The following is a 14,688-nucleotide window of genomic DNA, read 5'->3' as shown; positions in this document are numbered from 1 at the left end:
TAGACTATTTTTTAGCCAAAGCACTATTCCAATAGCTGTAGAGAAAATAAATTACCATACCAACGCTCATCCAAATAATAAAACGAAAGAGTGTAGTCATAGGCAAATGAACCATTAAATAAAGACAGCTGATCATCCCTAAAATAGGTACATAAGGCATTCCAGGAGTTCGAAACGGCCGATGCATCTGTGGTTGTTTATAATGTAAATAGATTACACCCGCACAGACAATAAAAAATGCAAATAAAGTACCTACATTCACTAACTCAGCCAAAACATGTATTGGAGCAACAGCAGCCAGTGATGCCATTAAAATGCCGCACAATAAAATAACGCGTATGGGTGTATGAGTATACTGATTTGTTTTGGAAAAAGCCTTTGGTAATAGACCATCACGTGTCATTGCTAACATAACACGGGTTAAACCATAAAATAATACCAGCATTACAGTAGTCAATCCGGCTACAGCGCCAACACTGATAAAACTGGCTATTGTTTTATAACCTAAAACGAGTAAAGCATGACTTATGGGAGAGGCAACATTAAGGGTGCTGTAGTGTGCTATACCGGTCAATAACCCAGCAACGATAATATAAATTGCCGTACAGATAAATAATGAGCCTATTATTCCTATGGGTAAATCCCGCTGTGGATTGATTGCCTCTTCAGCCGCTGTAGATACAGCATCAAATCCAATGTATGCAAAAAATATTAATGAAGCTCCTTTAATTACACCTTCCCAGCCAAAAGGTAAAAAAGGTGACCAATTAGAGGGGTCAACTTCCCTGGTCGCCACAACAATAAAAAGAAAAACGACCAAAAGCTTGATCATAACCATAATATTATTTACTCGAGAACTTGATTTGACGCCCCAAATTAATAAAGCGGTTAAAATCGCAATAATCACACAAGCCAACAGATTAAAAACACCACCATCCTTTGGACCATATACGAGCATTGTTGGCATATTTATTTTTATTGCCTTGAGAAAATCATGGGCATAACTGCTCCAACCGACCGATACTGCGGAAACAGAAATAGCATATTCCAACAATAAATCCCAACCAACAATCCATGCAATTAACTCTCCGAATCCAGCATAAGCATAACCATAAGCACTCCCGCATCCCCCAATAGATGCGGCTAATTCGGCATAAGATAATGCAGCAAAGACACAAGCCAGCCCAGCTATTACATAGGAAAAAATAACTGCAGGCCCAGCATCTATTGCAGCAACGATACCTGTCAAAATGAAAATGCCTGCACCGATAATGGCTCCGATTCCTAAAAAAGTCAGATCAAAAACGGTAAGGCATCTAACGAGATGAGATTCGCTCTCAAATGACGTATTGATCTCTTTTTTACGAAACAAGTCCATGGTATGCTCACAAGTTGTAACTTCATAGTTCTATTTACAAGCAAGAATGCTGCCAATCAACAACAGGAAAAATAGATCACAGGTTATATTTATACAGTCTAGATCCCGCATAGGTTTAAAGTAAATGAAAAAAATAACCTTACGAATGATCCTTATCGGTCTATTAATACTATTTTCTTTGGATACGTACAGTAACAAATTTTCTGCAAGCTCTCCTGCATCTTTATCCAATAACGGAACAAACTTAAGTTCTCCTGCAATTCCAGCAGCACAAAACGGCAAGGAAAAAGAGGACACTACTGGTTTAAACACCATTGAACCCAGAGGATGTAAATATTGGCTTCCTTTTTTTAAACCTTTTTGTCGTCATTTGCATCAAACATGGACCGAAGGCGATACCGAGCTCTATCTCTCAGGCTATGCATGGCATAACCGCCTTACTTATTCTGCAAAGCAGCTCCGAGAAAAAAAATACAATGAGCTCGCTTGGGGAGGCGGATTTGGTAAAGGTTTTTTTGATGAAAAAGGAAATTGGCACGGCCTTTATGCGTTTGCATTCCTCGATTCCCATCGCAACCTTGAACCAACTGCTGGATATGCCTATTTGAAAGTCGCAACGTTGACTAAAGATTTTAAAGCAGGACTAGGATTTTCTATACTGATTACATCACGCCCTGATATCCTGCACAGCGTTCCTTTTCCAGGAGCTGTCCCTTGGGCAGGCGTATTCTATAAAAAGCTTTCCCTGAAAGCAGCGTACATTCCTGGCTCATCAACTAATGGAAATGTGCTTTATCTCGTAGGGACATATGCTTTTGATAAATAGAGATCGTGCTCTGGTATGCACTATCGCTAAGGAATGTGACCACTATTATAACCATTACCCGACTTACAAAAAGAATAAATAGGGAGTTGCTCCTGAACATTTGGATTTGTTGCCTCGATTAACTATATTTTAAGATACAGACTATATTTGCCCAGCATGCATAAGGTTGTCTCATGAAAGCCAAAAACAAATCTGATTTGCTTGATATCACAGAAAAGAACTTGTTTGTTTCTGAAAGTGGCTATGCTTATGATATCAATCAAATCGCTGAATTTATTTCTGGGGATTGGGCATTTGGGGATTACCAAAATCCATGCGAAGTAGTTGGCGTATTTCGTGATTATAAAAATAAAGAACCGCTTAGTCAGTCCCCTCATGAGAGCCTGGCATTAAATTTATTTAGTGAACAGGATATTCGTTCCCTTTTAACTCATAAAATAATTAGCGATGCATTTGAACACAGTCCTATTTATGATGGACTGCAAAATTATGCTGATGGTGTAAGTGAGACCACCCTAGATTTAATAGGTAAGGTTGTACTCGCCTCGCAAATTTTAGGAAATTCTTTAGTCAGTGCAGATCAAAATAAGCTAACGGCAGAACTGCATGAACCACTCGCTGAATTTAGAAGACATCTTGATAAATTAAACAAATCAGAAATAAAACCTCTTATTTTTCTTACATCAATAGGTGGTCCTATTAGCAGCTATTCAGAGGTACAAGGACGTAAATGTAATTTCGTAGAGGATGTTAACAATTTGTTAAATGGCGGATGTAGCGCTGGATTTCATCTGCATGTCGCTAATTTATATCTTGCATTAAAAAGTTATAAACTTTATCAAAATGCACTCAAAGCCGCCCCAGCACATGACGAAGCCGTAGACGATCCATCTTTGGAAAAGAAAGAGCCGTCGAGTTTACTTGAGGTCTCTATTTGGAAAACCAGGAAAAAAGATATGGAAAAAACGGAGGAACAAGATGTCCACCATATTGATAGTTCTTTTGAGCCCCCAAAATAATTTTAATGCTCAGACCGCTACTAAATTAACCGGGGTTAATCAGTAAAACTGCTTTTTTTAAGAGAATATGCTATGTTTTATAGAACCGCACTCAGAGTATTTTTAAAATGAAATCATTTATTGAGCAAGCACAGTTTTATGCTGAATATCATCAAAATATCAAGACTCGTTATACCCATATGGCAGGAGTTCCTCTCATAATTTTATCAGTAATGATCTTGTTAGGTTTTATAAAAATAATTATGCCAGGTGTTTTTGCAACAGATCTTGCCTGCTTAGCCACTTTAATTGCCTTAATTTATTACTTCCGCTTAAATTGGCAACTCGCTTTGGCACTTACTCCAATTATGCTCATCCTGTTACTGATCGCCAATTGGTTTAGCCAAGATGGGCCGACGACATTAGGCGTTTGGGCATTTGTCATCTTTTTTATCATAGGCTGGGGATTACAATTTTACGGTCATTATCTGGAAGGTAAAAAACCAGCGTTCATGGACAACTTGAGCCAAGCGCTCATCGCCCCTTTATTTCTTGTTGCAGAGCTATTTTTTATGGCCGGGTTCATGCACTCATTAAAAGAACAAATATATGGGGTAGATAAAAATACCCTTTAAAGTCTGTTTACAGACCCTAGTCCTGATCATCAGAATAGATCGTTTTGCTTTCCAGATGAATTTTACGAAAAAACTGATGAATCAGGGGCGAAAGTATTATCACCATAATTGCAATAAATGCCAAACCACTAAATAACGCATAACATCCGGCAAAGATCTTCCCGGAGATCGTGACCATATCGGATGCTGGTCCCATGCCTGAAAGGATCATGGAAGCATTCATAAATGAATCAACCCAAGACATTTTCTCTAAATAGTGATATCCCAACATACCTATAAAAAGCGCCAACGCTGTTATTAAAAGCCCAAAACACGCGTTACGCACCATATGCTGGTATACATTTGCAGGATGCATTATATTTTTTTTCTTTTTTCCTTGTCTTTTCATTCGTACATCCTGTTACAGTCCCGTTTCATGTATTGGCAAATTGCGGCATCATTATTTTAAAACAGCGATGAATTTTTTGATTTCGTTTAAAGTCCTGATCTATTGTTTGAGCGCTAATATCCTGCACTGAATATTTTTCTATAAGTTGGGGATCCAATTTAAATTGACGAAAATTAGTAGAAAAATATAAAACTCCGTTTGGGTTTAGCAAACGCATAGCAGAATTCACCAAAGAAACATGATCACGTTGAATATCCAAAGTATCCGTCATGCGCTTAGAGTTGGAAAAACTAGGTGGATCTAAAAAAATAACATCAAAACGATCGCGAGTAATTCGCATCCATTCACGACAATCAAACTGCACAAATTGGTGCTTCGATAAATCAAGATGATTTAATTTGAAATTTTCTTCAGCCCAACTCAAATAAGTATTGGAGAGATCGACATTAGTTGTCGATGCTCCGGCTAAAGCCGCATGAACACTGGCACTGGCTGTATAACAAAAACAATTGAGAAATCGTGTTCCTGGCTTTAATTTGGCAAAGCTAAGGCGCATTAATCGATGATCCAAAAATAAACCCGTATCCAGATAATCATATAAATTAACTTTAAATTTAGCTTGTCCCTCTGTAACCACCATGGTTTTTCGACTTTGCCCTAATTTTTGGTATTGCTCGCTGCCTTTTTGTTGTTTGCGTTGCTTTATTACCAATTGATCCGCTTCCAACCCTAACGCTCTGGGAACAACTTGCATTACTTCCAAGCTGCGTTTCTCTGCTTTATGGGCAGGAATACTTGCAGGAGCAGCATATTCTTGGAGTACAGCACAATCATTATATATATCTATTGCATATGCGTATTCAGGCAAATCTGCATCATATATTCGATAACACGAAATATGATTTTTTTTCGCCCACTTTTGTAAATGACGATAATTTTTTTCCAGTCGATTAAAGAGCATCTGCGCCCCTTCAGATAAGGTATTGCTCATGATTCCTTTAAGCTCGTTCGCTACATGAATATCCAAATAATACAGTTTGCATTCCAATGCACCGTTATATATGGTGTATTGTTTGCTGGCGCGAAGTCCTAAGGCTTTGGCTAACATAGGATTGGAGGTCAAAATTGCAGCCTGCCAACCTTGATAATGTGCATGCAAAATCTTACCCAATTGCTGATAGAGTGGAACCAAATGCGTCACCTCGCTTAAGCGTTCGCCATAAGGAGGGTTACATATAACTAATCCCTTTGTTGCCGGAGCCTTAATCTCATGTAGTGCTTGAGTTTTAAAATCAACCAGTGGCCCCACACCAGCGAGTTCAGCATTTTTGCGTGCAGTAGCAATTATTTTGTTATCTGAGTCAGTACCCAATAAGGTCAGGGGCAGCGTTTTAACTTGTTGCAAGGCATCTACCCGTAATTTTTCCCATAATGAAGATTGATGTTGTGCCCAATATTGTAAGGATTGATCCTGACGCAATAAGCCAGGAGCTATATGTGCTGCCATCATGGCGGCTTCAATAACTAAAGTACCTGCCCCACAAAAGGGATCATGCAAAGCATACCCTTTAGCAGCTAATTCTGGCCATTTTGCACGCATAAGTAGTGCAGCAGCTACATTTTCCTTTAAAGGTGCAGCACCCGCTTTATGACGATACCCTCTTTGGTGCAAACTGTATCCAGTGAGATCAAAACTCACAGTAATCACATCATTTTTCAGATAGGCATGAATAAGAATTTGTGGTTTTTCTTTATCTACTGAAGGGCGCGAATGATTTAAGCGACGAAAATGATCGACTATTCCATCTTTAACTACCTGTGCACCAAACATCGTATTACGGATGTGCTCTGAAAATCCATGAAATTCGATGGCAATCGTTTTATCGTGTGAAAATACAGTCTGCCAATGAAAATCGGTACACAGTTGATGCAGCGCCTGTTCATTACTCGCATAGCCACTAAAAAGAATTAATTGCACGCGATTGGCTATTCGTGACCAAAGACATAATTTGTAAAGGGTCAGTAAATCCGCTTCTCCATAAACTCCTTGCGGATTGACACGCGTAACTGATAAACCTAACGCTTTCGACTCTTCTTCCAATAAATATTCAAGTCCGCGCGGACAGCTTATAAATAGAGAATATTTCATTCTATGGATGACCTCAAATAGCGAAAAAGAGCTTTAGCAGCGCCTGTATTTTTTTCTTTCTGCTGATCATCAACCGCTTTTTTAATTAATTGCCTTAAATGCTGCACATCTTCAGGTTGATGCGCTTCAATAAATGCAGTTAATGCTTCTTTACCCTCGTTAAGCAAGCGATCACGCCAATGTTCAACCTCATGAAACGATGCCGTTACCGATTTATCTTCTTCAAGTAAACGCTCATAAGCTGCCAAAATTTCTTCATGATCAGCAGCACGCATTAACTTTCCAATTAATTGTGCTTGTCTTCTTTTAGCACCATGACTTTTAATGGACCTTGCATCGATAATTGCTTTGTACAGATTTTCAGGAAGTGGAAGTAACTCAAGTTTAGACAAACTCAAGTCAATCAATTTTACGCCCATTTTTTGTAAAAAATCGGCATCTCGTTTTTTTTGTGATTTACTGACTGGTTCATCCATAGTAGGTACTTTTTTAACCTTAAAATTAGCTAATCATACTATATACTTTACACGCTCACAAAATGAGCGTGTAACTATAGAACTATTATTCAGTTGCTACAAGGGACGCAGGTGTTGGAGTTTGTGCATAAAGTTTTTTTGGTCTGGAGCGTAAATACGAACGGCCCACCGCAAAAAAATTATAAGTCAGGATGAATAATAAAAGAAAATGCAACCAGGTAATGGTTAACTGCATAAAAATAGGAATCGTTATAAAAACACCGAAGCAACCTGCAAGACTTAGAATCATGGTTTTCTTTAAAGGGATTTTGTTATGTTTCAAGAATACAAAAGTAGTTAATGGTTGCTGCATGGCTCCTGCAGTAGTCATAATTGGGAACGCCACTACAGGCGAAACATTCATTAAAAACAGTACCCCTTGCACCATAACAAATAAACCTATACCCACTGAGGTTAAGGCACCGCAAACCACCATCGCTAAAAAGCCCACGATTAATTTCCATGAATGCAATTCAGTTAATTCACCTCCAACAGGTAACAGACGAAATTGATGTGAAATTAAAAGCAGAATAATTAAAGCAAAACAGCAAACCATAGCTAAACGAATTGTCTGTTTACTCATATGACTTACAACAAAACCACCAACCAGACCCCCAACACAAGTACCCATGACTAAGGTGAGAAGCGTAGTCAAATCAACATCTACCAACCCCATAAAAAATAAAGATTCTATTGTCCCTGGGATCACTTGTGCTCCATTATTTACAGCAGGCATTTCGTCATCCCGGAATGTGCCCGTCAATTTTGCCAAAGCCACGTTGACAGCGAAACTTCCAACACCCAAAGTGTCTGCAATAAACGCAATCACTCCACTTATAATTAATTTCAAATATTGCATTAAAGATATAGGCTCGGCGGGTTGACGAATGAGCTTGAAAACCATCACGGCTACACAAAGCAGGCTTAATACCAAAATGCTTAGAGTAATGAAAAAGATGACCATTCGGCTACCAACCTAAATAAAATAGTGAACGCATATTAAAAAACAGGGTAATTATATACTAATTCTGTTGACCGGCAAACAACATGTAGAGCAAAAAAAATGCTTTATGAATTACACGCGGACATAAATGGAACATATGCGACCTTTCCAAACCCGCTGCAGAGCATAAGTTGGGAAAGCACGGACACAGAACCAAGTTTAGTGGAACCCGAGACGAACACAATCACATTTCCCGGGCCAGGAAAGGGTGCTGATTTAATTTATCTTACAACTGATAGTCTTCACACCTACTTGACCAAAAACAGACTGAACCATTTTCTGATCAACGCTCATATCTTTTGCAGCATACAGGACACCACAAGCACCTTGAATAAAATTAGTGGTAGGAGTCCAATACTTGCTGTTGGCGATAATCATCATCTGGTAAGCCTGCTTAATGCCTATATTTTTGGCCAATAAATAAAATGCTTTATTAAATACGCCACTGGCCGTGTGCACAATAAAACTTTGTCTTTCCTGAGGATTAGAAATATGTGATTTTGCGTAAGCAACCAGTTCGGGATAACTAATCGCGCAATATGCCCCATAACTTTGCGCTAGATTTTTATCCAAACAATCCGCCGAGCTACCATCTGAAGAAGGATAATCCATAAAGCGTAACGCTTTACCAAAAGAATCACGAACAATCGTTTCACCGATACCCCAAGTTACAGTATTTGGCTCTAAGTAAAGTTTATTATAGAGCTGAGGAAACTTTTCCAAGAGATACGCACGCGATGCCTGACCTGCCATATCGGATAAAGACTCATTGAGGGCGCCTGACTGATCATGGTATTCAAGGCCCGAATGCTGCTCAGTAAAACCATGGGTTACCTCATGACCCGCTACATCTAGAGATACCAAGGGATAAAAATCCTCCCCATCGCCAAAAGACATAAATTGTCCATCCCAAAAAGCATTATCATAATGTTGGCCAAAATGGACACGCATGACTAACTGCATTGGGCTTCCATTAGTATTTTGCAGTGCATTGACCCCATACCATTCTTTATACATATCCACTATGGTCTGGCCAAAATAATAAGCATCATTGGTTGGTGAAAATGCACCATTGATGTTTTCTTCTATATTCTTGCTACAAGGATATTGAAAAGGAGTAATCAAAAGATCATTCCAATCCCAGGCAGACCCCAGATTGACCAGCTTTACCTTAGCGATATCCATAATGCATTGGCTGCCATTTTGAGTAACTTCCAGGAAAGGCAATCCATCTCTTCCATACCAGTATTCATGAACTTTTTCATTTCCACCCGGACCGCCATCCATAAAATTTTTTATGTTATTCCATTGTTTGGTGATTTCGCCGCTTTGTGCATCTACAATAAAAAATGGCCATGCTGGTTTATTATCACTTTGAGTGGTTTTAAATGAAACCTGATAAACCAGTTTCAGTTCATTATTTTGCTCTGCCCTAATTTGTAACTCAATCAATTCCTCATAAGTAGGCATTTGAGGATTAAAACTGAACCAGGATTTTTTAGCCAAATCAACAGCCTCTTTTGAAGTCAGTGCGGGCTTCGTATCCAGTTGGATGCCGTTAAGTAAATGTCCATTGACTTGCGCATCCTCTTTAGTAATCATAATTTGTGCGCCAACAACAGGGATTCCCCGATACATTTGTTGGTATCTCAGGATCGTTTTTGAGTGCTCTTGAGTCTGATTCACTTGCTGCAGTGCATTCTTTTCTGCAATTGGAGCGGCTGCACGTGCGTTTATTGTTGATTGTTGTTTGAGTGGAAATTGGTTCAAACTGCTTAATGGAGCTTGATATAAATCCAGCTCTGTTACAGCAAATGCATTAGAAGAAACTAAAACAAGAGTAAAGTTTAGCAGTTTTTTTAACATAAAAATCACTCAAAAAATTTACACTGGCACCATGATGGCATGGAAATAAACAATCTACAAGTAAATTGTTCAATTAATATTTCTTTTTTATAAGGATTACCCCATGATAATGCCCCACTCTCTTGCAAAAAAGATGGGGTCTGTAATATGGTTGCATAACTACGCGCCCAGTTTAATTAAAAGGATGAATTTTATGCGTCGCCTGCAGCAACTACCATTGTATTTTTTTCTTTTTTTTATTGTTCCAATTCAATCTCTCTGGGCACTCGAATCATCCAAAACCGCTGAAAAAGCCCACTTAACCATAAGCACCGGTAAAAATGGCGTCATCTGCTCCAAGTCTTTGCAAAATTGCGTAATTCAAGTAAGCCAAAACTTACCTCAATGTCTCTCAACGCCAGGGGCTGTTACCATTACGAATAACTCCAGAGTTCCTGCAAATAATATCCAGGCCTCTTCGACAAACGGTTTTTTTTCTCTTTATGTCCTGCAAAATAATGGCTGCCCGGCCTCTTTATTGCCCGGAAGAAGTTGCACCATTTCCTTTTTTACCAATACCTCCATTGCTTTTTTCATTCCCAATGTCATGGTTAAAGGATCAAATACCAATGCAACATTCTTTGATATGCAGGCGGTAGCATGTCCTACTCAGCCACAAGCAATACTGAGCGTATCATCTAATATAGTAAATTTGATCGCAGGCGGTTCGCCGCAATCAATCGCTGTAACTAACATTGGTACTCTACCGGCTTCAAATGTGCAGGCTTCTATCGCATCATCACCTCCGCTTGGGGTTGGGGTAGTGAGTTTCTGTCCGGCCCTTTTAATGCCTAATAACAGTTGTCAAATCACCTATCAACCAGGAGTTACACCAGGAAATACTACGTCAACAGTCTTTGGAACAAATGCTGTGAACTCTATTCCAATAGCAGTCAACGTAAGTATGTCACCTACAACCATGCTGTCTGTTCCTACTAATGCAATTATTCCCGCTGGCGATCCAGGCGGCGTTAACATTTTCGTAGCGAATCTAACCAGCACTCCAGCGTTTAATGTGCGCGTTCTTTTACCTGCTTCCTGGATAGCAGCTGGTGTCACCAGTACCACATGTGCTGTAATTCCAGCAAACGGATCGTGCATGATAAATATTGTCTCACCTGGCTTCTTTACTGTTTTTGTGGCCCAGGGGGGAATAGTAGTCACAGGGGATAATGTTGTCTTACCACCCTCAATCGCCCTGGCTTTTTCTATGGACGGTTATTTAGTGTATTCTGTGGTATTTCCTTCCCCAGATATTCCACTAGTATTTGTAGTGAAAGATAGTGATGAAAGTTCGAGCTTCGTTTGGAGCGGATTTCCCCTGGCTATCTCAGGGATTACAGAAACATCGACAAGCCCTCCTGATAACTGCAATGGAGCTACCGACGGTGCCTGTAACAGTGCGCGAATATTTGAGACTTATGAAGGAATGATTCCTAATGCCGCCACTTTATGTCATCAAATTGGTATGGATAATAGTGGGGAAATACCTTTTGGGACCTGGTATTTGCCTGCAATTTGTGAATTAGGGATATTTAACTCAGGAGCTGGCGGTACGAGTGCGAATTGCCCTGCAAATACACCCAATATTGTAACTAACTTATACAGTTTGGGATTTCTTCCAGAATTGTCATTAAATGGCCGATATTGGAGTTCTACTGAGTCCAGCGCCGACTCTCTAAATAATGCATGGTTTCAGGAGTTTTTTGCTAATGGAGTGAGTACTCAGGGAACCATTAACAAAATTAATACTTATGGTGTTCGCTGTGTCAGGGTTTTTGCTACAAGCTAACTAAGGGACTTTATTTGAGTTAAGGATAATAAATATGATGCATATTAAAAAATGGATGATACTTTCTCTGGGCTTTTGCGCTACTTTTTCTGCAACTCATGCTGGAATTGTGGAGCGTTACTTGCAAAAAAAGCAAGAAGAAAAAATCCCTTTAATTGCTGAAAAAACAATTCAACTCGCGTATTTTAAACAATTGATCGACCATAATGATCCGGCTACGGGAACTTTTTCCCAACGTTACTATATTGATGAAACCTATGGCCCTAAAGAGGATTCACCGGTATTTTTCTATATTTGCGGCGAAGCCACCTGCACCAAGCGCGCACTAAATGGCGCAATCAGAAATTACGCACAAAAATTTCATGCCAAGCTCGTGGCCCTAGAACATCGATATTATGGTGAAAGTTTACCTTTCAATTCATTGTCAACTAAAGACTTACGTTTCTTAACTACAGAAGCTGCTTTAGATGATTTGGCTTATTTCCAACGTCATTTAAAAAATGAAAAAAACTGGACCGGAAAATGGGTTGCTTTTGGCGGTTCTTATCCAGGCTCTTTGTCGGCTTATTACCGTTTAAAATTTCCTTATTTGGTTGTCGGTGCCCTAGCTTCATCAGCACCTGTAATGGCTAAAGAAGATTTTGTTGAGTACGATGCACATGTCACCCAGGTTGCCGGCTTACAATGCGCCAGTCAAATGCGAGAGGTAGTCAGCGAAGTGGAAGCCAGCTTGAGCAATCCTGCGAAGCTGACTCAAATGAAATCATTGTTTGATGCATCTGCAGTTGCTGATCCAGTTGATTTTTTATACTTGATTGCTGATACCGGCGCTGCAGCAGTGCAATACGGAATGCGTGACACCTTTTGCACCAGTTTATCTGCAAGCCCAACACCACTCCAAGGGTATGCTGAATTTGCTAAAAAATTATATCAAGACATGCAGGTTAAAGCAGTAGATATGACAGCCCAGGGCGCTATGAGCGAAAATCCCGGCGATTATAAAGACGGTTTAGGAATGCGCCAGTGGTACTATCAATCATGCAAAGAATACGGTTATTGGCAAAATGCCCATCCCAATTCCGCGCTTTCTACTCGCTCTTCATTAATAAATCTGGATTACCACCATAATATCTGCCAGCGCTTGTTTGGTCTAATGCAACCCGCCAATATAGAAGAACTCAATAATACCTTATACTTTCCTTTAATGGACATCCTGGCATCCAATATTTATTTCACTAATGGAGAAAACGATCCCTGGTCTGCCCTTTCTTTGGCAGAAAAAAATGGGAACGCGATTAACCCCAGATTAACGTATCAATTGATTCAAGGGGCAGCTCATTGTGACGATTTACATAGTCCTTCGTCACTTGATTCCGACGCTTTGAGAGCGGCACGAAAAACAATGGAATCATTACTGACCGAGTGGCTTAAGTAAACTCGCTCAAGCCTCTCCGTCCTTCTCCCACAATAGGGAGAGGGAGGAAAAGGTTTTTCAATTTTTGGGTTGATTTAAAGGACGCTCATTTTCGCCTTCGTTTTTGGCACCACTCAAACGCTCTTTCATCATTATTGTTGCCTGTCCAGGTAATCGCTCTAAAGCACCCTTTTTGTTCAAAACATCAATAAATTGGGAAGGAGATAATGCCTCCAATTTTTCACTAACAGGTAATTGCAGCAAAGGAGAAGGGATATCCTCAACACCCTTATTTCGCAATTCGTGTATCAGTTGCTCATTTAATTCTTTAATAGCAGCCATAGTACAAATCCCTACAAATGGAGAACAAATAAGCGTTACTGGACTTTTATCTTCCGCACGAAAATCTTCTTGGGCTGATGTATCCCGATGAATGAGCCCATGATAAATAGGACCTATGAGTTGTGCATCATGGATTTCGCGTTGAATTATCCCAAATTTATTTTCCAATTGCGGTAACCAGTCATCACCTAAATGTTTTTTTAGAAATTCTTTTAGTTCATCACCTCCAATTAACTTATCCAGCTTTATCCTATATTCCTCGCTATAGAGAAATTCAGACAAGACGAACTCATCTTTTTCATAATTTGGATGGAGTAACATGGGAGCACCTTTTGCTTTAATCTCAAAAACCATAGCCTGGGAAGAAATATCAACACCTTTGGAGAAACCATCTTTTAACGCTTTTTGGGCATCAGAATACAGTTCCGCTAAAGGGGAAGATTCAATTATTAAACCCGATTGCTCAAGTACAGCCAAATCACGTGCAAGAGAAGCTAAATCAGATAGAGCACCTAATTTAGAGAGTGTTAATTTCTGATCATCAGATCGAATTTCATGCCAATGCCTTGATTTAAAAGTTATATTTCTTAGCATACTCATCACAGCAAAACTAATTCCGGTATCGCTCTGCTCCAGCTTCCCTAACTCGAGAAGTTGTTTGTTTAATTCCAGATTACTTATCGACTTTTCTAAAAAAGCGATTACTTCCTTTTTTTCTTCAGCGGTTAACTCAATACCTGGATCGTGTTTATCCGTTTGGATAGCCCGTTCCAACAAAAATACTGCGTCCAGATCTGCGCGGCTAAGCCCTGTTCCCTGAATTATCTCTTCTTTAGTCATAAATCACCTGCTCATGCGTATGAGTAATACCGAAGCATAATTTCTTCGACTAAATTGTTGACAAAGTTAATAAGCAAGCTAGGAAATAACTCATCATTAATGTTTTCTTGTACTTGAAAAAGCAAATACCGTTGCGCAATAAAACCTACCATCTCACTAATACGCTCTGGTTTTGCCAAATAAAAGAAACAATCAGGCAAAGCAATCAGAATTTTATGAATCAATTTCTGCGCATCAGTATCTGAAATACCCAAAACCAGAGGTATTGCTGAACTTGAGCCGTACTTACTGTGTAAATTTTCCTCACAGTATTGATCTACAATCCTATAGATCTCTTTGGCAGACTGCTCTTTCCGTGGGTGCACAAGTTTTACTCCCATTCACTCACTTATTTGACTCCTAATAATCCAATTTTAGACAAATTTAGAGTCTGTTTCCATTTCTACTCTCTTGGCAAAGCTGTGCTCCAATGCCCAAATACTGCGTTTATGCTGCTCTTTCGT

General features: G+C 39.5%; 13 protein-coding genes. 5 read left to right on the top strand and 8 right to left on the bottom strand.

Annotation, left to right across the window (positions count from 1 at the left end):
- Positions 1–4 precede the first annotated feature (4 nt).
- Positions 5–1,378: an amino acid permease gene (locus tag FOLKNPGA_RS00145; RefSeq protein WP_182351191.1), complete on the bottom strand. Its 1,374-nt coding sequence runs from the start codon at positions 1,376–1,378 to the stop codon at positions 5–7.
- A gap of 124 nt (positions 1,379–1,502) precedes the next feature.
- Between FOLKNPGA_RS00145 and pagP the strand changes: the two genes are divergently transcribed.
- The 3 genes from pagP (at position 1,503) to FOLKNPGA_RS00130 (ending at position 3,837) form a co-directional block, all read left to right on the top strand.
- Positions 1,503–2,204 carry a lipid IV(A) palmitoyltransferase PagP gene (pagP, locus tag FOLKNPGA_RS00140; protein WP_182351190.1) on the top strand — a complete coding sequence of 234 codons (702 nt, stop codon included), beginning with the start codon at positions 1,503–1,505 and terminating at the stop codon, positions 2,202–2,204.
- A 173-nt stretch (positions 2,205–2,377) separates the two neighbouring features.
- Complete coding sequence (locus FOLKNPGA_RS00135) at positions 2,378–3,223, top strand: hypothetical protein (RefSeq protein ID WP_182351189.1); 846 nt, start codon at positions 2,378–2,380, stop codon at positions 3,221–3,223.
- A gap of 107 nt (positions 3,224–3,330) precedes the next feature.
- The gene (locus FOLKNPGA_RS00130) at positions 3,331–3,837 is read left to right on the top strand and encodes a DUF962 domain-containing protein (RefSeq protein WP_182351188.1); all 507 of its coding nucleotides are present in this window, start codon (positions 3,331–3,333) and stop codon (positions 3,835–3,837) included.
- A gap of 16 nt (positions 3,838–3,853) precedes the next feature.
- Here FOLKNPGA_RS00130 and FOLKNPGA_RS00125 read toward each other — a convergent pair whose 3' ends face one another.
- The 5 genes from FOLKNPGA_RS00125 to FOLKNPGA_RS00105 form a co-directional block, all read right to left on the bottom strand.
- Positions 3,854–4,225 carry a hypothetical protein gene (locus FOLKNPGA_RS00125; RefSeq protein ID WP_182351187.1) on the bottom strand — a complete coding sequence of 124 codons (372 nt, stop codon included), beginning with the start codon at positions 4,223–4,225 and terminating at the stop codon, positions 3,854–3,856.
- 25 nt (positions 4,226–4,250) lie between these two features.
- Positions 4,251–6,374 carry a bifunctional 23S rRNA (guanine(2069)-N(7))-methyltransferase RlmK/23S rRNA (guanine(2445)-N(2))-methyltransferase RlmL gene (gene rlmKL / locus FOLKNPGA_RS00120; protein WP_182351186.1) on the bottom strand — a complete coding sequence of 708 codons (2,124 nt, stop codon included), beginning with the start codon at positions 6,372–6,374 and terminating at the stop codon, positions 4,251–4,253.
- Positions 6,371–6,850 carry a ribosome biogenesis factor YjgA gene (gene yjgA, locus FOLKNPGA_RS00115; protein ID WP_182351185.1) on the bottom strand — a complete coding sequence of 160 codons (480 nt, stop codon included), beginning with the start codon at positions 6,848–6,850 and terminating at the stop codon, positions 6,371–6,373. Before yjgA ends, rlmKL begins: the two co-directional genes overlap by 4 nt.
- An 85-nt stretch (positions 6,851–6,935) precedes the next feature.
- Complete coding sequence (locus FOLKNPGA_RS00110) at positions 6,936–7,853, bottom strand: sulfite exporter TauE/SafE family protein (RefSeq protein WP_182351184.1); 918 nt, start codon at positions 7,851–7,853, stop codon at positions 6,936–6,938.
- A 255-nt stretch (positions 7,854–8,108) separates the two neighbouring features.
- Positions 8,109–9,758: a M4 family metallopeptidase gene (locus tag FOLKNPGA_RS00105; protein ID WP_182351183.1), complete on the bottom strand. Its 1,650-nt coding sequence runs from the start codon at positions 9,756–9,758 to the stop codon at positions 8,109–8,111.
- 193 nt (positions 9,759–9,951) lie between these two features.
- Between FOLKNPGA_RS00105 and FOLKNPGA_RS00100 the strand changes: the two genes are divergently transcribed.
- Positions 9,952–11,589 (top strand): DUF1566 domain-containing protein, encoded by a 1,638-nt coding sequence (locus FOLKNPGA_RS00100; protein ID WP_182351182.1) that lies wholly within the window; start codon positions 9,952–9,954, stop codon positions 11,587–11,589.
- Positions 11,590–11,623: 34 nt separating this feature from the next.
- Positions 11,624–13,024, top strand: coding sequence for a S28 family serine protease (locus FOLKNPGA_RS00095; protein ID WP_182351181.1), 1,401 nt, complete (start codon positions 11,624–11,626; stop codon positions 13,022–13,024).
- Positions 13,025–13,081: 57 nt separating this feature from the next.
- Here the strand turns inward: FOLKNPGA_RS00095 and FOLKNPGA_RS00090 are convergent, their stop codons facing one another.
- Both FOLKNPGA_RS00090 and FOLKNPGA_RS00085 read right to left on the bottom strand, forming a co-directional pair.
- Positions 13,082–14,185 (bottom strand): hypothetical protein, encoded by a 1,104-nt coding sequence (locus FOLKNPGA_RS00090; RefSeq protein ID WP_182351180.1) that lies wholly within the window; start codon positions 14,183–14,185, stop codon positions 13,082–13,084.
- A gap of 11 nt (positions 14,186–14,196) precedes the next feature.
- Complete coding sequence (locus FOLKNPGA_RS00085) at positions 14,197–14,550, bottom strand: hypothetical protein (protein WP_182351179.1); 354 nt, start codon at positions 14,548–14,550, stop codon at positions 14,197–14,199.
- Positions 14,551–14,688: the final 138 nt, after the last annotated feature.

Source organism: Legionella sp. PC1000 (assembly GCF_014109805.1).
Lineage (GTDB): Bacteria > Pseudomonadota > Gammaproteobacteria > Legionellales > Legionellaceae > Legionella > Legionella resiliens.
This window is presented reverse-complemented; position numbering and strand designations above follow the sequence as displayed.

Excerpts from the sequence above, each read along its gene's own strand:
- rlmKL (WP_182351186.1), bottom strand. The coding sequence starts at position 6,374 with ATGAAATATTCTCTATTTATAAGCTGTCCGCGCGGACTTGAATATTTA.
- FOLKNPGA_RS00125 (WP_182351187.1), bottom strand. The coding sequence starts at position 4,225 with ATGAAAAGACAAGGAAAAAAGAAAAAAAATATAATGCATCCTGCAAAT.
- FOLKNPGA_RS00110 (WP_182351184.1), bottom strand. The coding sequence starts at position 7,853 with ATGGTCATCTTTTTCATTACTCTAAGCATTTTGGTATTAAGCCTGCTT.
- FOLKNPGA_RS00135 (WP_182351189.1), top strand. The coding sequence starts at position 2,378 with ATGAAAGCCAAAAACAAATCTGATTTGCTTGATATCACAGAAAAGAAC.
- FOLKNPGA_RS00145 (WP_182351191.1), bottom strand. The coding sequence starts at position 1,378 with ATGGACTTGTTTCGTAAAAAAGAGATCAATACGTCATTTGAGAGCGAA.
- yjgA (WP_182351185.1), bottom strand. The coding sequence starts at position 6,850 with ATGGATGAACCAGTCAGTAAATCACAAAAAAAACGAGATGCCGATTTT.
- pagP (WP_182351190.1), top strand. The coding sequence starts at position 1,503 with ATGAAAAAAATAACCTTACGAATGATCCTTATCGGTCTATTAATACTA.
- FOLKNPGA_RS00100 (WP_182351182.1), top strand. The coding sequence starts at position 9,952 with ATGCGTCGCCTGCAGCAACTACCATTGTATTTTTTTCTTTTTTTTATT.
- FOLKNPGA_RS00095 (WP_182351181.1), top strand. The coding sequence starts at position 11,624 with ATGATGCATATTAAAAAATGGATGATACTTTCTCTGGGCTTTTGCGCT.
- FOLKNPGA_RS00105 (WP_182351183.1), bottom strand. The coding sequence starts at position 9,758 with ATGTTAAAAAAACTGCTAAACTTTACTCTTGTTTTAGTTTCTTCTAAT.
- FOLKNPGA_RS00090 (WP_182351180.1), bottom strand. The coding sequence starts at position 14,185 with ATGACTAAAGAAGAGATAATTCAGGGAACAGGGCTTAGCCGCGCAGAT.
- FOLKNPGA_RS00130 (WP_182351188.1), top strand. The coding sequence starts at position 3,331 with ATGAAATCATTTATTGAGCAAGCACAGTTTTATGCTGAATATCATCAA.